Source organism: Flammeovirga sp. OC4 (assembly GCF_000812565.1).
Lineage (GTDB): Bacteria > Bacteroidota > Bacteroidia > Cytophagales > Flammeovirgaceae > Flammeovirga.
Genome location: NZ_JTAM01000005.1, coordinates 250552 through 272270, shown reverse-complemented (window position 1 = coordinate 272270; position 21719 = coordinate 250552). Strand labels below are relative to the sequence as shown.

At 34.5% G+C, this 21719-nt stretch carries 23 protein-coding genes; 18 read left to right on the top strand and 5 right to left on the bottom strand.

Translation table 11 applies throughout. The annotated features are described in order from the left end of the window. Window positions 1-325: 325 nt before the first annotated feature. Together PL77_RS06370 and PL77_RS06365 are read left to right on the top strand one after the other, a co-directional pair. The gene (locus tag PL77_RS06370) at window positions 326-790 is read left to right on the top strand and encodes a hypothetical protein (RefSeq protein ID WP_044202940.1); all 465 of its coding nucleotides are present in this window, start codon (window positions 326-328) and stop codon (window positions 788-790) included. A 236-nt stretch (window positions 791-1026) separates the two neighbouring features. After that, window positions 1027-1533, top strand: coding sequence for a hypothetical protein (locus tag PL77_RS06365; RefSeq protein WP_044202939.1), 507 nt, complete (start codon window positions 1027-1029; stop codon window positions 1531-1533). Window positions 1534-1574: 41 nt separating this feature from the next. Here the strand turns inward: PL77_RS06365 and PL77_RS06360 are convergent, their stop codons facing one another. Continuing rightward, window positions 1575-1940, bottom strand: a complete 366-nt coding sequence (locus tag PL77_RS06360) for a hypothetical protein (protein WP_044202938.1) — start codon at window positions 1938-1940, stop codon at window positions 1575-1577. A 202-nt stretch (window positions 1941-2142) separates the two neighbouring features. Here PL77_RS06360 and PL77_RS06355 point away from each other — a divergent pair, with 202 nt between their 5' ends. The 6 genes from PL77_RS06355 (at window position 2143) to PL77_RS31720 (ending at window position 5334) form a co-directional block, all read left to right on the top strand. Further along, complete coding sequence (locus PL77_RS06355) at window positions 2143-3057, top strand: hypothetical protein (protein WP_044202937.1); 915 nt, start codon at window positions 2143-2145, stop codon at window positions 3055-3057. A 34-nt stretch (window positions 3058-3091) separates the two neighbouring features. Beyond that, window positions 3092-3886, top strand: coding sequence for a thymidylate synthase (locus PL77_RS06350; protein ID WP_044202936.1), 795 nt, complete (start codon window positions 3092-3094; stop codon window positions 3884-3886). A gap of 169 nt (window positions 3887-4055) precedes the next feature. Further along, window positions 4056-4202 (top strand): hypothetical protein, encoded by a 147-nt coding sequence (locus PL77_RS31735; protein ID WP_156152270.1) that lies wholly within the window; start codon window positions 4056-4058, stop codon window positions 4200-4202. Window positions 4203-4437: 235 nt separating this feature from the next. After that, window positions 4438-4584, top strand: a complete 147-nt coding sequence (locus PL77_RS31730) for a hypothetical protein (RefSeq protein ID WP_156152269.1) — start codon at window positions 4438-4440, stop codon at window positions 4582-4584. A 228-nt stretch (window positions 4585-4812) separates the two neighbouring features. Then, entirely contained in the window at window positions 4813-4959 is a 147-nt protein-coding gene (locus PL77_RS31725) for a hypothetical protein (RefSeq protein ID WP_156152269.1), read from the top strand. 228 nt (window positions 4960-5187) lie between these two features. Next, window positions 5188-5334 (top strand): hypothetical protein, encoded by a 147-nt coding sequence (locus tag PL77_RS31720; protein ID WP_156152268.1) that lies wholly within the window; start codon window positions 5188-5190, stop codon window positions 5332-5334. 85 nt (window positions 5335-5419) lie between these two features. Here the strand turns inward: PL77_RS31720 and ggt are convergent, their stop codons facing one another. Together ggt and PL77_RS06340 are read right to left on the bottom strand one after the other, a co-directional pair. Further along, window positions 5420-7141, bottom strand: coding sequence for a gamma-glutamyltransferase (gene ggt, locus PL77_RS06345; protein WP_044202935.1), 1722 nt, complete (start codon window positions 7139-7141; stop codon window positions 5420-5422). Between the two features lie 23 nt (window positions 7142-7164). Beyond that, window positions 7165-8259: a hypothetical protein gene (locus PL77_RS06340; RefSeq protein ID WP_044202933.1), complete on the bottom strand. Its 1095-nt coding sequence runs from the start codon at window positions 8257-8259 to the stop codon at window positions 7165-7167. 60 nt (window positions 8260-8319) lie between these two features. Here PL77_RS06340 and PL77_RS06335 point away from each other — a divergent pair, with 60 nt between their 5' ends. Together PL77_RS06335 and PL77_RS06330 are read left to right on the top strand one after the other, a co-directional pair. Next, window positions 8320-9321: an AraC family transcriptional regulator gene (locus tag PL77_RS06335; protein WP_044202931.1), complete on the top strand. Its 1002-nt coding sequence runs from the start codon at window positions 8320-8322 to the stop codon at window positions 9319-9321. Window positions 9322-9328: 7 nt separating this feature from the next. Continuing rightward, the gene (locus PL77_RS06330; RefSeq protein ID WP_044202929.1) at window positions 9329-10291 is read left to right on the top strand and encodes an NAD-dependent epimerase/dehydratase family protein; all 963 of its coding nucleotides are present in this window, start codon (window positions 9329-9331) and stop codon (window positions 10289-10291) included. Window positions 10292-10382: 91 nt separating this feature from the next. Here the strand turns inward: PL77_RS06330 and PL77_RS06325 are convergent, their stop codons facing one another. Continuing rightward, window positions 10383-10583 (bottom strand): hypothetical protein, encoded by a 201-nt coding sequence (locus PL77_RS06325; protein ID WP_044202927.1) that lies wholly within the window; start codon window positions 10581-10583, stop codon window positions 10383-10385. A 441-nt stretch (window positions 10584-11024) separates the two neighbouring features. Between PL77_RS06325 and PL77_RS06320 the strand changes: the two genes are divergently transcribed. The 6 genes from PL77_RS06320 to PL77_RS06295 all read left to right on the top strand — a co-directional run bounded on the left by PL77_RS06320 (window position 11025) and on the right by PL77_RS06295 (window position 19364). After that, the gene (locus PL77_RS06320; RefSeq protein WP_052444215.1) at window positions 11025-11573 is read left to right on the top strand and encodes an RNA polymerase sigma-70 factor; all 549 of its coding nucleotides are present in this window, start codon (window positions 11025-11027) and stop codon (window positions 11571-11573) included. 46 nt (window positions 11574-11619) lie between these two features. Next, the gene (locus tag PL77_RS06315) at window positions 11620-12621 is read left to right on the top strand and encodes a FecR family protein (protein ID WP_044202925.1); all 1002 of its coding nucleotides are present in this window, start codon (window positions 11620-11622) and stop codon (window positions 12619-12621) included. Continuing rightward, on the top strand, window positions 12621-14546 hold the full coding sequence (locus PL77_RS06310; RefSeq protein ID WP_044202922.1) for an STN domain-containing protein: 1926 nt from the start codon (window positions 12621-12623) through the stop codon (window positions 14544-14546). Before PL77_RS06315 ends, PL77_RS06310 begins: the two co-directional genes overlap by 1 nt. 55 nt (window positions 14547-14601) lie before the next feature. After that, a complete protein-coding gene (locus PL77_RS06305) occupies window positions 14602-15354 on the top strand; it encodes a hypothetical protein (protein ID WP_044202921.1) in 753 nt (250 codons plus the stop codon). Between the two features lie 715 nt (window positions 15355-16069). Next, window positions 16070-17476, top strand: a complete 1407-nt coding sequence (locus tag PL77_RS06300; protein WP_044202918.1) for a PP2C family protein-serine/threonine phosphatase — start codon at window positions 16070-16072, stop codon at window positions 17474-17476. A 481-nt stretch (window positions 17477-17957) separates the two neighbouring features. Next, window positions 17958-19364, top strand: a complete 1407-nt coding sequence (locus PL77_RS06295) for a PP2C family protein-serine/threonine phosphatase (protein WP_082026423.1) — start codon at window positions 17958-17960, stop codon at window positions 19362-19364. A 103-nt stretch (window positions 19365-19467) separates the two neighbouring features. On the opposite strand, the gene PL77_RS06290 is transcribed toward PL77_RS06295, so the two are convergent. Then, window positions 19468-20103, bottom strand: a complete 636-nt coding sequence (locus tag PL77_RS06290; protein ID WP_044202913.1) for a hypothetical protein — start codon at window positions 20101-20103, stop codon at window positions 19468-19470. A 356-nt stretch (window positions 20104-20459) separates the two neighbouring features. On the opposite strand from PL77_RS06290, the gene rplS reads away from it, so the two are divergent. Together rplS and PL77_RS06280 are read left to right on the top strand one after the other, a co-directional pair. Beyond that, window positions 20460-20813: a 50S ribosomal protein L19 gene (rplS, locus tag PL77_RS06285; protein ID WP_044202910.1), complete on the top strand. Its 354-nt coding sequence runs from the start codon at window positions 20460-20462 to the stop codon at window positions 20811-20813. A 137-nt stretch (window positions 20814-20950) separates the two neighbouring features. Next, window positions 20951-21694, top strand: a complete 744-nt coding sequence (locus PL77_RS06280; protein ID WP_044202908.1) for a UDP-2,3-diacylglucosamine diphosphatase — start codon at window positions 20951-20953, stop codon at window positions 21692-21694. The last annotated feature ends 25 nt before the right edge of the window (window positions 21695-21719 follow it).

Sequence of the window (21719 nt, the reverse complement as noted above, 5' to 3'; positions counted from 1 at the left end):
TTGTGTTAAGACAAAAATGAAGAAGAAGGCAGCTTGAAAGTAGAACATAAAAAGCTTGTATAAATATCAATTGAAAGTTGACGATAATTTAGTTTACAATGTAGTGGGTTTAAGTGAAAGCAATGGAATTTGATGGCTAATGGAAACCTATTTTTCATTATGTTTTTTGAAATGAGATAATTATCTTCAAGAAAATTATTACGTGTTACGGTACTTATACATGCATTTCTCAAAAAGTAAACGGACCCTGTTATTAATGAAACCCAACTTTTGAGCGGTGTAAGTTCTGTATCCTATTTTTAGCAAACTATTAATAAAAAATTTTATGTCAACGCTTACACAACAAGAAAAGTTGGACAAACATGATGAAAGAATCAATTACAACTTAATGCTTCAATGCAAGGAAAAGTTGAAACAAGGAAGAATAATCCTTTTCGCTATTGCAGCTACTCAACTCTTTGGCATCTTCGGAGGACTTTCAGCAAACATTAGTTTTGTAGTGGTATTGTATTCTATCATTTTGGTCTCTTTTGCTATTTTAGGTTTCTTGGTGACAAAAATGCCCAAAAAAGCAGTATTAGCAGGATTAGCGATTTATTTGACTTTGGAAGTCTTAGGACTTTTGATTGGGGCTTCTCTCTCATTTTTCGGGCTATTGATTAAAGTAGCGATTGTATCAGGACTTATCAAAGCTTATATGGCTGCAAAAGATGCTGTAGAATTACAGGTGAAATTGGATGCCATTGAAGAAAGAAAACGTCAGCGTAAACTGCAAAATGAAGATAAATAGATAGGTTTGATTCTTTTCGCAGAATCTACTCAAATAGTCATTATTCCAAAAGAGGGGTAATGACTATTTTACTTTTCTGGTCAGGAGAATAATAGAGTAAGTGATTTTGCTACTTTTGTTTTGTAATTGCCATTGGAATTTAAAGTATATTTTGTTAACTTATTCTATCAACTCAATGAATATTACTTATTGATTTATAGTTCTTTAAACTTTACCTTTCAAAAACTATTTTGCTCATGCAGACTCAGCAAAAAATTATAGAGAAAGAAAACAGGTTACTCAATTTGTTTCAAAAGCTCAATAATAACATTTTGGTCAATAGAGCCATGTTGGCGCTAATGATCGTTGCACCTTTATACGATATTTTTAATCATTATTCAACCGAAAACTATTCTCTAATTGGAGTGTATATCCTTATGATTCTGGCACTTTTGATAGGGGCTTATTGCTTTGATCATTACCTTACAAAAACGGTAATAGGCATCGTTGAAGCTATCATTATTCTAGAAGTTGTAGCCATAATTATGACTCAGGCTCCACCAACGCTCATTAGCATTCAATTTAAGTTTTTTATGGGATTAGGTTTGTTGAAAGCCTATTTTAATGCCAAAAATATCTCCATCTTGAAAAGAGATTTACAATTTCGAAAGGCTGAAATTGAATTGTTACGAGAAGAGATAAGCCATCAATACAAGACACGTTTAAGAGGATTGAGCGTTTATGTAAATCCTCAATACGGTTAACATGTTTGGAAGCTCTGACTTCCTAAACATGTCACCTTTAATTATTTTAGATATGAAGGTACAGTGGACATGGGTGTACCTAATTCAGATAGGTTATAAAGCCACGTATTTTGATATTCTAAAGCCAAACTTCTATGATAAGGGTGAATAATATTCACAAAAGGAGTATTAGGTTCAGTAATGAATTCCATCACTTTACGAATAATGCTCACATCATCTTTTGTCAGTTTCTCTTTCTGAGCACCAGAATGCGGGCATAATTTTGCCAATGCACTTTCTGCTAATGCTTTATGATCGGGTAAGACAACACTCATATATTCTGCTATAAAACCAAATTTCATTGACTCACGCAGACTCGCCTTAAGGATGGCAATGATGTCTTGCTCTTTTTTCGTTAATGCTCTCATGATAGTCGTTGTATAAGTTATAAGTTACCTAGAAAGAACGCACACAAAAAATGATACTTTAATATCAACGTCCTGATATGCATTATATGAAAAATATACCAAAATAGCTAATTTTGACTCTAATTATTCAATGTTAATAGTTTTAAATTGCGATATTTGTAACAATTAAACCATTTCAATGTAAATATATTAATGCTTGCTTATGATTTATCACATACTAAATGGCGATAGTAGTTTTGAAATCTGGAAGAAGAATCACTTTGAAGGTACTTCGATAGTTTTCAGGGAAATGCTCGTAGAAGGAGACTGTTTTGGACCACTGTTCACTCTGTCTTTCTTTGAATCAAGAACAAGCTTCCTGAATTCTAATTTTAATATCTCTTCCGATGAATATGCTCGTATTTTACATGATGAGCTACAACAACTTAATTACTTAAAACCCGAAGATGAAATTGTACTTTGGTTTGAAAACGACTTATTCTGTCAGGTGAATCTTATGGCTATATTGGCTTTTATTACTCAAAATAGCTTTGTGTACGATAAGATTTCTATCATCAATACAGACAAGAACAAAGGACTAGGAGAATATAAAATTAATGATTACCCAAGGCTCTTCAATGAAAGATTGTTGCTATCGGAGAACGACCTTGAATACGCTTCACGATTTTGGAAGAAGTACACGAGCGATAATCTAAAGGATTTTCTTCGTATGATCAATAAACACCCGGTCAACTTTGCCTATCTAAAAGAAGCAATGATAGCACATCTTGAACGTTTCCCAAATCCAGCCTCTGGGTTAAATAAACTGGAAAGAAGAATTTTGAAATACTTGAATGACGAACCACTGACCTTGTTTAAACTGATAGGGAAATTACTCCGTAGACAAACATGGGAAGGTTTTGGGGATTTGCAATATGAAAATATCATCAAAAGACTTTCTCTGGATTTGATCGAACAGAAAGAAGGTAAATATTACCTCACACTAAAAGGAGAACAAGTACTCAGAGGAACACAAAAATATGACGACAGCACATTGTCGTATTTATCTCTTGGTGGTGCAGCTCGTACGGATTATTATTTTGATGGTGTTAATAATTTGGTAATCGAAAGGAAATGATGCACTTTTGCATTCGAATTTTTAAGAGAGCAGAATGAAACAATACCACGAATTATTAAACAGAATCTTAGAGGAAGGAGCTGAGAAAGGAGATCGTACCGGAACGGGTACAAAATCAGTTTTCGGTCATCAAATGCGTTTTGATTTATCAGAAGGATTTCCAGTTTTAACGACTAAGAAGTTACACCTTCGTTCTATCATCCATGAGCTATTATGGTTTTTGAATGGGGATACAAATGTAAAGTATCTTCAAGACAATGGTGTGAGAATCTGGAACGAATGGGCAGATGAAAATGGTGAACTTGGTCCTGTTTATGGTAAACAATGGCGTTCATGGGCTGGTGCTGATGGAAAAACAATTGACCAAATTTCTTGGTTGATCAATGAAATCAAAACGAACCCTAATTCAAGACGTTTGGTAATTTCTGCATGGAACGTAGGGGAGTTGGACGAAATGGCTTTAATGCCTTGTCATGCTTTATTCCAGTTTTATGTAGCAGACGGTAAACTTTCATGTCAGTTGTACCAAAGAAGTGCAGATGTATTTTTGGGTGTTCCATTTAATATTGCTTCTTATGCTTTGCTGACTGTGATGATTGCTCAAGTTTGTGATTTAGAGCCAGGGGATTTTGTACATACTTTAGGTGATGCCCACCTTTACAATAATCACCTTGATCAAGCTAAATTACAGTTGACAAGAGATTTCAGATCATTACCAAAAATGGAAATCAATCCTGAGGTGAAAGATATCTTCTCTTTCAAATTCGAAGATTTCAAATTGACAGATTACGATCCACATCCACATATCAAAGCAGAAGTATCTGTATAGTAATTGGAGTGGTTAAAAATAGAAACAGGCTATCTTATTGAAACGATAAGGTAGCCTGTTTTTTTATTGGGCATTATAAATCAACCTCTTAGAGTATTTGTTTTTATTAAAAATGCTTTTACTTTTGAGTGCGTAAACTATTTCAAAAACAATTTAAAGCTAACTAATTATGAAACGAATCCTAGCTATTTTATCTATGATGTTATTGTCTATTATGACACTAAGTTGTGATCCACAAACCTCAGAAGAAAGTATAGATCCTGAAGGTTTGGAGGTAGAATCTCCGATTGCAAGAGTTAGTAGAGATCAAGAATAAAACACTGATTTCTATTTTCTTTTTATATCGCAAGTGTTAAGCCGATAGGCGTCACTTGTGATGATACATTGGCGAAGTCTCCAGACTTCGAATATACATGCCTTACTTTCATACACTTCGAAGTCGTGAGACTTCGCCAATAAGCAGTTCCAAGTGACGCTAACGCTTAACACTTGAAACATGGTAAGCAAGTCCATTTCTTAAAACAATTATTTCCATTTAACGCCAACTAATTATGAAACGTCTTTTAGCAATTTTATCTCTTACCCTTTTATCGTTGTTGTCGGTAAGTTGTGATCCACAAACTTCGGAAGAAAGTATAGATCCTGAAGGTTTGGAGGTAGAATCTCCGATTGGTAGTGTTAGTAGAGATCAAGGATAAAACACTGATTTCTATTTTCTTTTTATATCGCAAGTGTTAAGCCGATACTTGTGATGATACATTGGCGAAGTCTCCAGACTTCGAATATAAATGCTACACTTTCATTCATTTCGAAGTCGGGAGACTTCGCCAATAAGCAGTTCCAAGTGACGCTAACGCTTAACACTTGAAACATGGTAAGCAAGTCCATTTCTTAAAACAATTATTTCCATTTAACGCCAACTAATTATGAAACGTCTTTTAGCAATTTTATCTCTTACCCTTTTATCGTTGTTGTCGGTAAGTTGTGATCCACAAACTTCGGAAGAAAGTATAGATCCTGAAGGTTTGGAGGTAGAATCTCCGATTGGTAGTGTTAGTAGAGATCAAGGATAAAACACTGATTTCTATTTTCTTTTTATATCGCAAGTGTTAAGCCGATACTTGTGATGATACATTGGCGAAGTCTCCAGACTTCGAATATAAATGCTACACTTTCATTCATTTCGAAGTCGGGAGACTTCGCCAATAAGCAGTTCCAAGTGACGCTAACGCTTAACACTTGAAACATGGTAAGCAAGTCCATTTCTTAAAACAATTATTTCCATTTAACGCCAACTAATTATGAAACGTCTTTTAGCAATTTTATCTCTTACACTTTTATCGTTGTTGTCGGTGAGTTGTGATCCACAAACTTCAGAAGAAAGTATAGATCCTGAAGGTTTGGTGGTAGAGTCACCTTTTGGGAATATCTCAAGAACAGAAAGATAATAAAGAACGTTATTTCTAACTCTATTGAGTATTAAGAACACTGCTTACAGGCAGTGTTCTTTTTTTATTATAAAAGGTACTTTCATTAATACCCCGCAGCCTGTCCATCTTTTCTACTCTCGCTTGCCCCATGATATACTTTTTTGAGATCATCCCAAAGGATAGCCTGATAGCCACCATAAGCACCTCTCGTAAAACCAACTTGATGTCCTCTGTCCATTAATCCTCTTACTGTTTCGTAAGGAATACCTGATTCCACTCTGATCATTCCTTTATTTTCAGTGGTTTCACCTGTAGGAGCAGCACCGCCAGTATGATCCCAGCGTGGTGCGTCTCCAGCTTCTTGTAGGTTCATACTGAAATCAATTAAGTTCATTACAATTTGCGTGTGTCCTTGAGGTTGGAAATCACCTCCCATCACACCAAAAGAAACATAAGGCTTGCCATCTTTGGTGATAAAAGCAGGAATGATGGTATGGAATGGCCTTTTACCCGGTTCATAAGTATTCGCTTGCCCTTCGGTAAGAGAGAAGAGTTCCCCGCGGTCTTGTAGCATAAAGCCTAACTTTGGAGGAACCATACCCGATCCCATTCCTCTATAGTTGGATTGGATCAAAGAGACCATATTTCCCTCTTTGTCCGCTACGGTCATATAGATCGTTTCACCGGCACTGATTTTACCCGCTTCATAAGTAGAAGCTCGTTCACCGATTTCCTTACTTCTTTCCACGGCATACTTTTCAGACAATAGTGTTGATAAAGGAACATCATAGAAATCCATATCAGCATAGTACTTTGCTCTATCCTCAAAAGCTAATTTCTTAGCTTCTGTAAAAAGATGGAGGTGTTCGGCACTGCCAAAAGGAATTTTAGAAAAATCATATTGCTCCAAAATTTTCAACATTTGAAGTGCTGCTATACCTTGACCGTTAGGAGGAAGTTCCCATACATCATATCCTCTGTAATTGATAGAAACAGGATCCAACCACTCCGAATGATGTGCTTCAAGATCTTGCTGACTTAAAAAACCACCTTGATCTTTGATAAATGATCCAATCGTTTTCGCAATTTCTCCTTTATAAAACGCATCTCTTCCGCCTTCAGCAATTTTTCTATATGTATTGGCTAAATAGGGATTCTTATAGATGTCACCCTCTCCAGGTAGTGTGCCGCCGTTTTGTTGGATGTAAGTGTCTTCAATATTGGGGAAACCTTTGGCTTGATACCTTGGAATCGATTTCTCCATATACCAAGCAATCAGTTCCGTGAGAGGGAAACCTTTTTCGGCATAATCAATAGCAGGCGAAAGGATTTCTTTCATCTCCATTGTTCCAAATTTTTTGTGCATCTCAAACCATCCATCTACGGTACCCGGAACACTAACAGGCAAAGGCCCCAAAGCAGGTATTTTTGAATAGTTATTTTTTTGGAAATACTCCAAGGTCAATTTTTTAGGCGAACGGCCACTTCCATTTAAGGCATAGAGTTTTTGTGTTTTTGCATCCCAAATAATCGCAAAAATATCACCACCTACACCGCAGCCTGTCGGTTCCATTAATCCTAAAGTGGCGTTGGCTGCAATGGCTGCATCAATTGCATTTCCACCTTTCTTCAAAATATCCAACCCCACTTGAGTGGCTAAAGGGTGAGAAGTGGCCACCATGCCATTTTGAGCTAAAACTTCTGAACGGGTTGCAAAAGTGTGCCCTGTTACTCTGTCTTGAGCAGAAGCTAAAAGTGAACCTGCAAGTAGGTACCCTAATAAAATAACAGATTTAAAGTGTGTTTTTAAGAGTAGTTTTCTCATAATAATTGAATTGATATATATGCTTAATAATCATACCTCAACAATAAACTTTGTAAATCCTCAATTGTTTCTAATTCATTTAATTGAGCTTCTAGTTGTTGTTGTTTATGTTTTTCGCTCACTTTCAAATGTAAAGCTTCGCGTTCAATACCGCTTCCTGATTTTCCAACAAAGAGATTATAAATGTAATGTTCTTTAGGCCCGCCAATAATTCTCTCTTTTTCTTCTTCCAATTCCTTCACTTGTTTTTCTAAGAGTTGTAGCAACTTTTCGGACTCCTCCTCTTTAAATTCTATTTTGTCCTCTGTAAAGTGCGTACTGTACAGGTCCAATAACGTTGTAATATCTTCCTTGTTTTTCGCTTCAGTGATGATGGACATGAGGTGGTGTCGTTCTTCTTTTTCCTGTTCACCTGTCACTAAGTCAGGGTGAAATTTCTTGGCTAGTTTTTTATAGAGTGAATGAACAGAAGTATAATTTATTGTAGTTTTCTCTTTTTGGTCTGCTTTCTGAAATGCTTCTTTTTGAAGTTGCTTTTGTTGTTTGTTCAATAAGTAGGGTTGTACTTTCTCCTCAAATATTTTTTGAACTTGATGATCGTCTTCAATCATTTTTTCCCAATCGTTATCGGTAAACAAGTGTTCTATCTCCTCAGATCTTGACTTTAATTTCAATTGTTTTTTGATGTGTTCAATTCTTTCCTTCCTCTTTTGGGATTTTGTTTTTTTAGAAGAAGCGTTTTCAGCGAGCATTTGAAATTCCGGAATCAACTGATCAAACTTTAATGTTTTGGCAAATGGAGATTGCAAGCCTTCTACGAGATAATGCTGTACTAATAATTGGAACAGCTGATGGTTTTTATTCGTCAGTTTCGCTTCTTTCCCTAAAAAAAGCATTCGTTCAATAAAAGAATATAAGGTAGTGAAACGAGAAGAGGCTACTTCCTCAAGGTGTTCTTGATAAGCTGTAAGCATTAAGTGAACTTCCTTTGTCAGTAAAGCATTTCGCTTTTTCTTTTTTTGTACTTCAAACCACAATTTTGTCAGTTTATCCTCATTTGTTTTTGCCTTTTTCTTAGGTTTTCCTTTCTTGATTTTAGTAAATGAGATGATTTTCATGGTTTGTGACTATTTTTATGTACAGAACTAAATCCTAAAATTAGAAATTACTGTTGCCGAATGACAATAAATGAAGATAAAATAATCAATGTAGACCATAATGATGAAACCTCTTTTCCAAATCAAATTGCAACCTTAACAGGTACAACGTTCAATGGAAAAAGAATTAAAACGCAATCAGAGTATGGGTTAATCGACTATCATTTTTTTACATTACTGAATGATATCAAAATTATAGTACACGATTGTGTGATTGAGAAAGAGGTAGGAGTAAGGCATCACCCTAAAAGTGATGCGGACTTTATCTATATCATGTTATTGAGAGATGGTGACATCAAGCATATTTATGAAACAGACAATAAAATAGAGATTTTTGGTCCTGGTAAACAAAGAGGCTTGATGATTTCTAATCTAAGGAAGTCAGTCATCAATTACGGTGGTATCGGAACAAATGCTCAGTGGGTCACCATGATGATCAAAAAAAACTTGCTAGATGATTACTTTGGAGATCGCTTTCATGAAATAAAAGAATTGATACATAACCCCGAACCTTGGTTGTTTTTTGAGTCTCCTACTTATGAAATAGCTACCGCTATGGATCAAATTTTTGAGGTGGAAAGAGATAGTATTTCGTACAAGTCTGTGGTCTACAGTCAATCTATTTTTATTCTGGGACAGATCTTTGAGTTTTTAACCAAACGTGATGTCAATGATGCTAAAAGGTTAGACTCATTTGATACAGAACGCCTTTTTGCCATCAGAGAATTTATTTCAAAAGACTTATCTCAGCCTCCTTCATTAGAGGAAATATGTGACGAGTTTGGTATCAGTAGATCAAAGTTGATTCGGGATTTTAAAGCCGAATTCGGGAAACCTCTTTATCAGTTTTATACACAACTGAGAATGGATGAATCAAGAAATATGTTGATTCATCAAAAAAAGACAGTGACAGAGGTAGCACAAGACTTAGGTTTTAAAGGTATTTCTAAATTTTCTGATGCTTTTAAGAAATACTATGGGATGTCACCTAAGGTGATGATCGAATTGAAAAATAAATCGTAACAGCGTTATGATAGCCTTAACAGGAGCTACCGGACATGTGGGGTATGTGTTGCATAAATACCTTCAAAAAGAAAATATGCCGCACCGCGTACTTGTCAGAAAGAGAACAAACAGACTCAGCAATGTAGAACAAATCGTAGGAGATTTAACTCATCAACATAGTCTTCAACAGTTTGTGAATAAAGTAGATACAGTTATTCACAGTGCAGCAGTGGTTTATCCAAAGTATGGTGTCAATGAAGATGTCATTAATGTGAACTACATTTGCTCAAAAAATCTGTTTGAAACTGCAAAAAAGGCAGGAGTCAAACACTTTATATTCATCAGTTCAATTCATAGTATGGAAGTGCCAACTACTGGTGTCTTTGATGAAACGGCTGCCTTGGTAAAAGATGAAAATAGAAGTTACGACTATTCCAAGGCACAAATGGAGCGTTACTTAAGTCAGCAAAGTGGAATAAAAATTACAATTCTAAATCCCACTTCAATTATTGGTGGAGGAGATTTCTACTTCAATGGTTTCAATCAGCTTTTTCGTTTGATCCACTCTTACCATCTTCCAATGTTAACCCAAGGAGGCTTTGATGTAGTAGATGTTAAAGATGTCGTAAAAAGTTGTATTTTTGCAGTACAACATCAAGTGGAAGGAAAATATATTTTGGGTAATACCTACTATTCCATTCCAGAAATTGCAAAAATATATGGGAATATTGCACAAAAGTTAATAAGTCCTATTGAGTTATCAACACCGGTCATGAAAATGTTGGCAACTTTTACTGATTTTGTGGGTAAGTTTTCAAAATCACCACTTCCAACTAACTCATATTCAATTAATACACTTTTAGAGCTTAAAAGTCCTATTTCTCATCAAAAAGCAGTGAATAACTTAGATTTTAGGCCTAGAGTTATTCACAATTCTTTACGAGATATTCACAAATGGATTGAAAATCAGGAGCTTATTTTGGATTAATTTTGACTTTATTCACAATGGTGTGAGTTTGTTGGTGATTAACTTGCTCATTATCTATAAGTTATCGTGAATTTGTTCATTTTGAGTTCATCTAACTTTTTGAAATTGAACTATTTAAGGTTTTGAGCAGAAATGAGCGATTATTGGACGCATTATTTTGATAGGATGACTCAATGCGTTGATGGAGAGCTTGGTAGTTTTGATCAAAAGTCTCTTGATTAAAAAGAGAATGATTATTTAAAGCGATTTGAAATGCTTCATTGAAGCTTCTTTTATGTGTTACCTTTTTCATTTTTAAATAGATGTACTGATGTAGTATAGATTAATGTAAAACCCATACTAGTTTTTTTTGTTTAAAATTGAATTCAATCCAGAGACTTAAGAGTTTTGACGCCTTGATAAATTAAACAAAGTCGTGTTTTCTATACTTATATTGGCAGCAATAATCGAGAACATTATTTCTTTCATTTTGTCTTTAAAATTAAGTTCAATGTTATGCTCATTTTGTGAGCTTCGATAGTATGACCTTTCAATAGAGAAATACCCCTATTCGAAATTGAAAAAAAAGTATTTTTTTTATTAGATGTCTGTTTTTGATATTGAAAAGGCTGTTTTATTCTTTGTTTTAAGAAAGTTTTTAATTTGAAAAACTTACTTTTGATCTACTTTCAATTAGTTGCATCTTTGTGATTAAGCAAAGTGTTTTAATATCCCATTTTACAAAAACTATATTTTGGTAGAAGAAATCATTACAAAAGATAAATTTGAAAAATTATTTAGGGAGCAATACCCTAAGCTATGTGCTTTTGCAAATACATTTCTAAAAGATATTCAAGCCTCAGAAGATGTGGTACATGATATCCTTTTCAAATTGTGGGAAAATAGAGAAACAATACAGATTGATATTTCAATTGAAGCCTATTTGTATAGAGCGGTTAGAAATAAATCATTGAATGTTATACGACATATTGAAGTCAAAGAACAATATAAATCTTATAATGAGGAAGCTATCAATGATGCATCACAATATGAGGTAGATACCATGGAAAGTAGTGAATTGGATCTGAAAATTCGCGAAAGCATTGACAGTATGCCCGAAAAGAGGAAAGAAATATTCCAACTCTCTCGTTTTGAAGGACTGAAGTACGCTGAAATTTCGAAGAAACTGAATATCAGTGTTAAAACAGTTGAAAATCAGATGTCTTCTGCCTTAAAATATTTGAGGTCGGAGCTTACCGGATTTTTTACAATCTTAATTCTATTTTTTTTGAAAAATTTCTAACCTTCCTATAGGGGTAAATTAAAAGTGAAGTGTCATATCAGTGATTATGGAAAAGAATAATAACATAGATGAAGTTTTATTGACTAAATATCTTCTTGGAGAAACTACAGAAGAGGAGGGAAGAGCAGTGAAACTTTGGATCGACGATTCAGCTGAAAATAAAGCTACTTTCGAATCCTTCCGGAAGGTTTGGGAGGCCACGCTTACGGCCTCTATTCCAGAGATGAATGTGGATGTGGACAAAGCGTGGAATCGAATGAATGAAGCCATCGCGGCTGAGGAAAACACCACTAAAGAAGTCCAATTCACACCATGGAAAAGGATTGCATCTTCGATTGCTGCTATTGTTTTATTGGCAGTGGGTATCAATTTTTATACTTCAAAAGAAGAAGTAGATGAGGATGCTTTTGTGGCAGTAGAGGTGTATCAACCAAAACAGGCTGCACTGCAAACACTAAAAGATGGTTCTGATATTACTATTAATCGTAATTCTACTTTATCCGTAGCCTCTTTTGATGGAAATAGTAGGGAAGTAACATTAGATGGGGAAGCCTATTTTGAGATTGCTCATGATGAAAATAAACCATTTATTGTGCATACATCAAAAGGCGATATAACTGTCTTGGGAACAAAATTTAATGTAAAAGCAACGGCAGAGGATGTTGTTGTCACCGTAACGGAAGGGTTGGTAAAACTTGAAGCGGTATCATCGCCGAAAGAAGAGAGTTTTGTCTTGTTAGAAAAGAACTCAGAAGGGGCAATTGATGCCAATAGTGCTATGCCTTATAAAGAGGAAAATGTATCGATGAACAACTTATTTTGGAAAACCAAAGCATTAAATTTTCATAATACTTCTTTTGCGAAAGTAATCTCTACGCTGGAAAGTGCTTATAAGGTAAATATTAGTGTAAATAGAGAAAGTTTGAACTCTAAAAAGCTAACCGTAGATTTTAAAGAAAACAGCATCGAAGAGGTTTTCGAAATCCTACAAGCTACTTTAAATTTACAAGTTCAAAAAACAGGTGATAAAGCCTATTATATCGATTAATGAAACACCGATTATTTATTCTATTTCTTTTCCTTTCCTTACTAATACATCCAGTTTTTGCTAATAACGAAGAGGGAGACTTACTTCAACGTGTTATTAGTATTGAGATCAAAAAACAAACATTGGAAGCGGCCTTAGATGAAATCAAAGATCAAGGTGGCTTTTCGTTTTCCTATAATCCCTCCATTCTGGATTTGACCCAAGAGGTCAATTTCAAAGGGCAAAATGTCACCGTAAAAGCAGCATTAATTGATATTCTAGGTTATAACTACGAGTTCAAGCAGATAGGTATGCACGTGATTATCCGTGAAGCTTTTTCCCTTACAATTCGTCCAATTGATCAGCGTAAAAGAAAAACAAAAGAAGAGTTACAGCGTCTGAAAGAAGATATTTTGCTAAATGGTAGAGTAGTGGATGCTTCTACAGGAATGGGCCTTCAGAATGTGGTTGTCTATGATGAATCACAAAAGGTATTAACCCTTACCGACAGTATGGGGTATTATGCATTAAAAGTACCGTTGGAAAGGATGCAAAAAGGTGTTTATTTCCGTAATCGTGGTTTTTATGATACCATGGTACAATTTAACCCTGGAGATGATGAGAATGAAGTGCTTTATAATGTGGCTCTATCTCCTTATAACGATAATTCCAATCCTATTGATTCCGATCTTACTTTATCCACTCAAAATCCTCATCAACTCAACATTGTAAAGCGATTTGTGCCTAAAAAGGTGGATATCATTTCGAATAGTATTGAATACATAGAGCATCGAACTGCACAATTCACGTTGGTTCCTTTCTTAAGTAACAGTAATTTCCTTGGAGGTTCTTATACCAACCGTCTTTCTTTTAATACTCTTATTGGTTATTCAGCAGGTGTAGATAGAGGGGTTGAAATCGGTGGATTAGTAAACATCAACCGCTTCCATATGCAGGGAGTCCAAATTGGTGGTATTAGTAATATTGTAGGTGGAAATGTGACAGGCGCTCAAATTGGTGGGATTGTCAACTACAATATGGGAGAAGTCAACGGTATGCAGGTCGGCGGTATTACAAATATTGTAGCTGATTCTGTTTTTGGTGTTCAAATTGGCGGTATTAATAATGTGGTGAGGGAAAATGTAAAGGGTGTTCAAGTTGGAGGAATTACAAGTGCCACTCGAACTTTTGTGAAAGGTTTACAACTAAGTGGGATTTATAGTTATGCCAAAGAAATACAGGGAGCGCAGGTAAGTGGCATTTTGAACACAAATCAGAAAGACATTAAAGGAATGCAACTGTCAGGGATAGCGAACTATTCTAGTTCAGTGGTTGGTTGGCAGGTATCGGGTATTTATAACCATACTTCTGGTGAAATAAAAGGAATGCAGGTTGCAGGTATTTATAATTTTGCAGACACTTTAAAAGGAGTGCAAATCGGTTTGATCAACGTAGCCAATGATGGAGCAAAAGGTTTGCCTATTGGTCTGTTCAGCTATTATAAAAATGGCTATCATTCCGTGAGTTATCATTTGGATGAATTTAGTATGTTGAATTTGTCATTTCAGACCGGTACAAGAAAATTCTACAATTATTATAAAGTGGGGACAAGCATTTTCAATTCAGGGTACTTGGACGGTTATCAAGGATATCATTTTGGGATAGGCTTCGGTGCTTATCTTTTCAAACGATTGCTGACAGAGGTAGGAATGCATGGTAATTATAACGACGCTACTTCTGAGTTTGAACATCGTTTTGTGAAGTGGAGTTTGATGTACGAACAGCCGATTTGGAAGGGGATTTCCATTACTGCAGGACCTAGCGTAAACTATGATCCTTTTATTCAGAACAATGAATATTCAGCACCTCCCTCATTTTATTCTGAACAAACTGATATTGGTCTTTTTTGGATAAGTGGTACCGCTGGAATTAGGTTTTCTTGGTAAGAAAATGTTAAATTGATTGTATAAGAAGTTATTATTCAGTCTTTAATTGTTCGTTATGGATCAGCAGTTGTTCGAAGTCATTGGTTGGGGTTGGATTAATGTAGCATTGATTACATTTTGTATTCTTTTCTTCTTTAAAGTTGTGGCTCCATTTGGAAGGCACACTCGATCAGACTGGGGGCCTGTAATTTCAAACACTTGGGGATGGTTTTTTATGGAAATCATTTCGCCTATTACTTTGTGGACTAGTTTTATTACTTCTGGAGGATTAGAGGCTTCTTGGGTGGCAAAAGTTGGTATTACTTTTTGGACTGTACATTACATCAATCGCACCTTTATATTTCCATTTAGAATGTCGAATAAAAAGAAAAAAATGCCATTGGTGATTGTTGGTTCTGCGATGTTTTTCAATAGTATCAACGGAACACTCAACGGTTATTTTCTAGGAGGTGAGTGGTTTTATTTTTCGCTTCCACTATTTGTAATTGGAGTGGTGCTCTTCGGAGGAGGAATGTACATTAATATTATGTCTGACAACATTCTTTTGAACTTAAGAAAACCAGGAGAAACGCACTATGTTGTGCCCAAAGGTTTTTTATTCAATCGTCTAAGTTCACCTAATTTATTCGGTGAAATTGTGGAATGGACTGGGTTCTTTCTGATGGTACCGAGTGTGGCAAGTTTAAGTTTTTTAGTATGGACATTGGCTAATTTGATTCCAAGAGCAAGAGATCATCACGAGTGGTACCTGAAAACGTTTAAAGATTATCCTACACACCGTAAAGTACTTATTCCAGAGATTTGGTAATGCAGTCTTTGTTTATGTGTAGAAATGAACTTTGATAGTTGCTAAAAACTTTCAACCTATTTTCCTGTAAGTATTTATAGGATCTGCTTTCAAGCTTCCTTCTTTGTCATTTTTGTCTTAACACAAAAACGAAGCAAAAAGCTAAATTTCATTCCTCTCGCCTATTGAAAGGATAACTCGATCAAAACTTCATCGTTTTGAGATGCTCAAACAGCAAAATCATTTTTAACGGCTCAATCCATGAAATTCTTAACGCTTTTCTCTTCAAGGCCGATGGAGGTAGTACTAAATGGATTCTCTAATTACAGGTCAAAAGACAAGGAGTTTATAATTATCTTCTAAAATACTGTCGGGATGTTTTAGTAAAACGTCCTCACGAACCCTATTACGTAACTTGTAATCATCGTATAGCTGATAAAATTATATGTTATCTAACATTCAGTAAATCAAGTCTGTAAGCTTTGTTTTATGCATTATGTTTGATTGTAATACGGAAAATCGAAGAAAAACTATTTAATTTGTATAATACTTTAAACTATTAAGCTTTAATTTCTATTACTTTTCAGAATATTTCAATGTGCGACTTTCAGTAAATTATTGTGCTTATATCTCGTAGATTCTTTCTAGAGAAGGAGAATAAGCAGTATTTTTTTATAATGATTTGTGTGAAAAGTATACCCTTTTTTAAACTATTTAGATATTACTTTTAAAAATAATGGAGAATAAGAATAACTTTTTGACCTCAAAGTTAAATCTCATTATGTTCTTGCTTGTAGGTTTTATACCTATAGATATACCTTTAGGGCTTTACAATGAAGCTAAGTTACTTGCTATTCATTCCGTTGTTTACGGTTTGTTGCTTTATATTCCTTATAATAAAGGAGTGAAAAACTATGTTTTGCATGTTTACTCTTTGTTTATGGTTTTCTCTCTTTGTTTTGTTCAAGGAGGGGTTTCATCTCCAATCATTTACTTTTTCCTTTCCCCTATTATGTCTTCTTATCTTTCCTTTGGGGGGAGAGTCGGTAAACGTTTTGCTTATGCTGTTTTAGGATGTATAACATTACTTTTTGTATTAGGACTTTTTGATTTAATTCCCTTCTCTAATTTGGATGATGCATCCTCGAATATTCAAATTTTCACTTACGCTATTATTGTTGGTGTTGGAGTTGATGTAATTATTACGATCATCAATTATGATTCACTTCGTAATGAAGCTGAAACTATTGTAAGAGAAAAACAAAATGAGATATTACAGCAGGAAGAGGAGTTAAAGCAGCAGCAGGAAGAGATCATTGCTACACAAGAACAAATGATCATTGATGAAAAAAGAGAGAAGGAGCAGTATGAATCCGATAAAATCAAGGCAGAAAATAGTTTAGAGGCGATCAAGACGAGTATTGAATATGCTTCTAAAATTCAATTGAATACTTTGCCTAGTGATAAAGTATTGAAGGACTATTTTGCAGAATATTATATTTATTTCAAACCTAAAGATACTGTAGGCGGAGATTATTATTATGTAAATAGTTTTAGAGGTACTACGGTAGTGGTGTTGATTGATTGTTTTAATCAGGGTATGACAGGTATGCTTTTGGGATCGGTGATCACTTCTTACTTAGATACTTTGCAGTCACTGCCTGACCGTCCTTCAGAGTTGATTTATGAATTGCACCAATATATCAGAGAGAACTTCAACTATTACAGTAGTATTAATAATAAGGGTAGTAACCTTTCTATTGTATATGTAGAAGACAATCATATTGTTTATTCTGGTGCCAATGGTATTGGATATATTGTGAAGAATGAAGAAGTCGTAAGACTTCAGAGTTCTGACAGGTCTGTTGGTGTGACGAACAATGACCCTAATTCTATTCCTTATATGGATAAAGAATATGAGATTAACTCAGATGATGTAATTGTGTTGTCAACAGATGGTTTTGTCAATCATACAACTAAGGAAGGCAAGGTGATAGGACGTGAAGTGCTGGAAGAGATTGTCAAAGATTTCTATCAAGGATATAAACATACTTGGAAAGAAAGTTTTGATGAGTATATCTCTGAGTATTTCAAGAAAGAACAAGAAGATGATATTACAGTGATGTGTTTTAACCTAACATAATAAACACTCTTTCATTTTAATTTTTATGGTGGTTAGAAATCAGGATATTTCTGATGATTTAACAGGATAAAATTGATGCTATTGGTGTCTTTAGATTTGAAGGGAAAAGCTTATAGAAAGGTCGATTGGAGTTAACGAGAACTTAGTCAACAATATAACAATAGAGATTCTTTTACTGTTGTGTGTGTTGTTAAGAAACATTAGCGCTCTAAAGTATTGTGAACCAATGAAAATATATTCCTTTGTAGCGGAATCAGGCTTTCAGGAATTATATCATATTTCATCGACTTCACATATTGTAGTTTTATATGCTACAAAGTCAAACTTATTCACTAACGAACTTATTATTGTGGACTTCTTTTCACTACAAATTATCATTCAAAAAGGTTGATGTGTGGGTAGTCAGAAGTATTGTATAATGTGCTTAAAAGGTTGAACTCTTATTTATCAGGCTACATTAAACACTACGTTTTTTAATTAAATGAATAATCAGAATAACTTTTTGGCTACGAAGTTAAAACTCATCTTATACATGTTGATCGGTTTTATCTTTGTAGATATTCCATTAGGACTACATAGGGAAGCTGTAATGCTTGGAGTTCATACGTTGATTTACGCTCCATTGCTTTTTATTCCTTACAATAAAAAACTGAAAAACTATATACTACATGTGTATATAACAATTATTGTACTTTCTTTCTGTATAGTACAAGGAGGGATTTTTTCACCTGTCATCTATTTTTTCTTGTCACCAATTATGTCGGCTTATCTTTCCTTCGGGGCCAAAGTTGGGAGATATTTTGCTACGGCGTCATTTGTGTGTATTGTAACACTTTTTGTAATTGGAATTTTAGGATTGAATCCATTTCCTCCACTAGATGTGAGCAGTATTAATATTCATATCTTCACTTTTGCTATTATTATCGGTGTAGGAATGGATGTACTCATCACAATTACGAATTATAATAAGCTGCGTGATGAAGCAGAAAATATTTTAAGAGATCATCAAAATGAAATCTTACAACAAGAGGAAGAACTGAAGCAACAACAGGAAGAAATTATTGCAATTCAGGAGCAGGAAATCAAAAATGAAAAGCTTGAGAAACAACAGCACGAATTGGACAAAATAAAAGCAGAAAATAGTTTGGAAGCCATTAAAACAAGTATTGAATATGCTTCTAAAATACAGTTAAATACACTCCCTTCAGATAAAATTTTAAAAGACTATTTTGCAGAATATTATATCTATTATCAACCTAAAGATACTGTTGGGGGAGATTATTATTATGTAAATAACTTTATGGGAACAACGATCGTTGCAATGATAGATTGTTATAACCAAGGGTTGACAGGAATGCTGTTGGGAACAGTGATTACATCTTATCTTGACACACTTCAAAGGCTACCTTCTAGTCCTACAGAGTTGATCTATGAACTGCATCAATACATAAGAGATAACTTTAATTATTACAGCAACCTCAATGAAAGAGGCTGTAATATGTCAATTGTGTACATTGAAGACCATCATATTATTTACTCTGGAGCCAGTGGAATTGGTTACATCGTCAATGAAAATGGCACCATACCACTGAAAAGTTCTGATAGATCAATTGGTAAAACAGTAAGTGCTAAAGCATCGATCCCTTATAAAGATTATGAATATGATATTTCTTCTGATGATGTGATTATTTTATCTACGGATGGTTTTGTCAATCATAAAACCAAGAAGGGAGAAGTTGTAGGGCATAACACGCTAGAAGGGTTGATTAAAGGCTTTTATAATGGATATCATGAGTCTTGGAAAGAAAGTTTTGATAAATACATTACAGAAAATTTTGCCAAAGAGCAAGAGGATGATATTACCGTTCTTTGCTTTAACCTGACTTAAGTAAGTTGTAGTGGCATTTTAGCGATTTTGGAAGGATTCCATAAAACAGAAAGCACCCTTTTACTGATGCGTAAGTAAAAGGGTGCTTTTTTTATAAACGGATTTAACGATATGGAGAAGAGTTATTATCCCAACTTTTCATATCGTTCATCTGATCTGACTTTTCGAAGAGTAGATGCACTAATGCATGGATCTTAAAATCAATATTTTCCATATTTCTCTGTATAATTTGCAAAGACGCTTCCACGTCATTTGTCTCATCAAATTCTTGTTTGAGTAATTCAATGAGTCCAAGAGAAGTAGTAACTTCACCACGAATATCATGTGATATTAGATCCAAAGCTTTATTCAGTCTTTGGTTGTTATCTTTCATGTCTCGGATATACGAATAAGTTTCTGATTCATCATTATAGATATTCAGAATAAGGTCAGTTCCAATTTTCTTTAACTTATTCGCTCTGTAGAGTATTTCTCCATCAGGCTTTTCATAAGCGTGAAAAGGAATTGTCATTTCTTGGTCACTGTCAAAAACTTCTTCAAGTTGATCAATGAATCCAAAAGAAACGATTTCAGGGTAAACTTCGTGTAGATATTTACCCAAATGATTTAGATTAAAACGATCCAACAATACACCTACTTTATTGATATAGTAGATTTTGTATGTATTGGGCGAAATTCTTTGATAGGCGGCTACGCCTAATGTAAAATCATCGTATAGCTTTAGTAGGTCATTTTCCATAGTATAAAGGGTTCGGCTCGTTCAGTTTGTAATTATTTTGTAGACTATTTTTGTATTGTTTTACTTGGTTGGTAAGGCAATTATAAATGAATAGTACTATAATTTACAGAAATTATGCAACTAACTGCTTGTGATGTAAGTATTTATGCGTTTTTGTAAATAAAACTTAATAAAATTAACATTACGTACATCTATCTTGCTTTTTTTGGGTGAATGAAGCCTTATTCTTTACAACTTTTGTCAATATACCTAAAGAGAAAAGCATACTTAATAAAAAATAGAAGGATAGTTTCTTTATAAGGATATTCTTTTTACCTTTGCAATTCGAAAATTTTTGTACGATAAATCTTATCACAATGGATTTAATTAAAAAAGTTGAAAAGGATTTCTCATCTAACATGGAGAGACATCCCGCTTTCGGCGCAGGAGATACAATCGAAGTATACGTAAAAATTAAAGAAGGTAACAAGGAGCGTGTTCAAAAGTTCCAAGGTACTGTAATCCAACGCCGTAACAAAGGTGGTTTAGGAGAAACTTTTACTGTACGTAAAATCTCTAGTGGAATTGGTGTAGAGCGTATCTTCCCATTAAACTCTCCAAGCATCGATAAAATCGAAGTATTGAGAAAAGGTAAAGTAAGAAGAGCAAGATTATTCTACTTACGTGGTCGTTATGGTAAGGCTGCTAAAGTTAGAGAGAAAAGATTCTAATCTTTTATCTTGGCTTTTTACCAAAGAAATACAAAACCGGCTTTCTACATCAGAAAGTCGGTTTTTTTTGTTTGAAAAATGATTTTTATAGGTTTAATCATTCTTCTTACTTCCTTCTTAATTCTTAACTTTGAAGCATGGGTAAAGTATATTTCGCTTCTGATTTCCATTTGGGAACTCCTTCTCTAGAAGAAAGTCAAAAAAGAGAAAAAAAGATATGCAGATGGTTGGATATGGTTTCCAAAGACGCAGATCATATTTATTTAATAGGAGATCTATTTGATTTCTGGTTTGAGTATCGTTTCGCTATACCAAAGGGTTTTTTAAGATTCCAAGGGAAATTAGCTGAATTGGTAGACAAAGGCATCAAGATCTCTATTTTTACTGGTAATCATGATATGTGGATGTTTGATTACTTTGAGAAAGAATTCGGAATCAAGATTATCAGAGAACCTATTGATGTTGAGATCTATGGTAAGAAGTTCCATATTGGTCATGGTGACGGATTAGGTCCTGGAGATTACAGTTATAAGTTTTTGAAAAAGGTCTTTGCCAACAAGCTTTGTCAATGGTTATTCGGATTTTTACATCCTACTATTGGAATAGGTATTGCGTCAGCATGGTCAAGGCATAGCAGAGCTTCTGGAGCTAAGAAAGAACATGGCTTCATTAGTAAGGAGAAGGAATTTATTTGGGTCTATTGTCAGGAACAACAGTCTAAAAAATACAGAGATTATTATATCTTTGGTCATAGGCACTTACCTCTTGAGTTAGATTTGGATCAAGGTGGTAAATATATTAACACAGGTGAATGGCTCTCTTATGATACATACGCAACATTTGATGGAGAAAAAGTGGAACTACTTACTTATAAGGAGTAGTTTACTATTTTTATTATCCTTTACT

Excerpts from the sequence above, each read along its gene's own strand:
- PL77_RS06295 (WP_082026423.1), top strand. The coding sequence starts at position 17,958 with ATGAATAATCAGAATAACTTTTTGGCTACGAAGTTAAAACTCATCTTA.
- PL77_RS06360 (WP_044202938.1), bottom strand. The coding sequence starts at position 1,940 with ATGAGAGCATTAACGAAAAAAGAGCAAGACATCATTGCCATCCTTAAG.
- PL77_RS31730 (WP_156152269.1), top strand. The coding sequence starts at position 4,438 with ATGAAACGTCTTTTAGCAATTTTATCTCTTACCCTTTTATCGTTGTTG.
- PL77_RS06340 (WP_044202933.1), bottom strand. The coding sequence starts at position 8,259 with ATGAAAATCATCTCATTTACTAAAATCAAGAAAGGAAAACCTAAGAAA.
- PL77_RS06350 (WP_044202936.1), top strand. The coding sequence starts at position 3,092 with ATGAAACAATACCACGAATTATTAAACAGAATCTTAGAGGAAGGAGCT.
- PL77_RS06290 (WP_044202913.1), bottom strand. The coding sequence starts at position 20,103 with ATGGAAAATGACCTACTAAAGCTATACGATGATTTTACATTAGGCGTA.
- PL77_RS06300 (WP_044202918.1), top strand. The coding sequence starts at position 16,070 with ATGGAGAATAAGAATAACTTTTTGACCTCAAAGTTAAATCTCATTATG.
- PL77_RS06325 (WP_044202927.1), bottom strand. The coding sequence starts at position 10,583 with ATGAAAAAGGTAACACATAAAAGAAGCTTCAATGAAGCATTTCAAATC.
- rplS (WP_044202910.1), top strand. The coding sequence starts at position 20,460 with ATGGATTTAATTAAAAAAGTTGAAAAGGATTTCTCATCTAACATGGAG.
- PL77_RS06370 (WP_044202940.1), top strand. The coding sequence starts at position 326 with ATGTCAACGCTTACACAACAAGAAAAGTTGGACAAACATGATGAAAGA.
- PL77_RS06310 (WP_044202922.1), top strand. The coding sequence starts at position 12,621 with ATGAAACACCGATTATTTATTCTATTTCTTTTCCTTTCCTTACTAATA.
- PL77_RS06355 (WP_044202937.1), top strand. The coding sequence starts at position 2,143 with ATGATTTATCACATACTAAATGGCGATAGTAGTTTTGAAATCTGGAAG.
- PL77_RS31720 (WP_156152268.1), top strand. The coding sequence starts at position 5,188 with ATGAAACGTCTTTTAGCAATTTTATCTCTTACACTTTTATCGTTGTTG.
- PL77_RS06330 (WP_044202929.1), top strand. The coding sequence starts at position 9,329 with ATGATAGCCTTAACAGGAGCTACCGGACATGTGGGGTATGTGTTGCAT.
- PL77_RS31725 (WP_156152269.1), top strand. The coding sequence starts at position 4,813 with ATGAAACGTCTTTTAGCAATTTTATCTCTTACCCTTTTATCGTTGTTG.
- PL77_RS06315 (WP_044202925.1), top strand. The coding sequence starts at position 11,620 with ATGGAAAAGAATAATAACATAGATGAAGTTTTATTGACTAAATATCTT.
- ggt (WP_044202935.1), bottom strand. The coding sequence starts at position 7,141 with ATGAGAAAACTACTCTTAAAAACACACTTTAAATCTGTTATTTTATTA.
- PL77_RS06365 (WP_044202939.1), top strand. The coding sequence starts at position 1,027 with ATGCAGACTCAGCAAAAAATTATAGAGAAAGAAAACAGGTTACTCAAT.
- PL77_RS06280 (WP_044202908.1), top strand. The coding sequence starts at position 20,951 with ATGGGTAAAGTATATTTCGCTTCTGATTTCCATTTGGGAACTCCTTCT.
- PL77_RS06335 (WP_044202931.1), top strand. The coding sequence starts at position 8,320 with ATGACAATAAATGAAGATAAAATAATCAATGTAGACCATAATGATGAA.
- PL77_RS31735 (WP_156152270.1), top strand. The coding sequence starts at position 4,056 with ATGAAACGAATCCTAGCTATTTTATCTATGATGTTATTGTCTATTATG.
- PL77_RS06305 (WP_044202921.1), top strand. The coding sequence starts at position 14,602 with ATGGATCAGCAGTTGTTCGAAGTCATTGGTTGGGGTTGGATTAATGTA.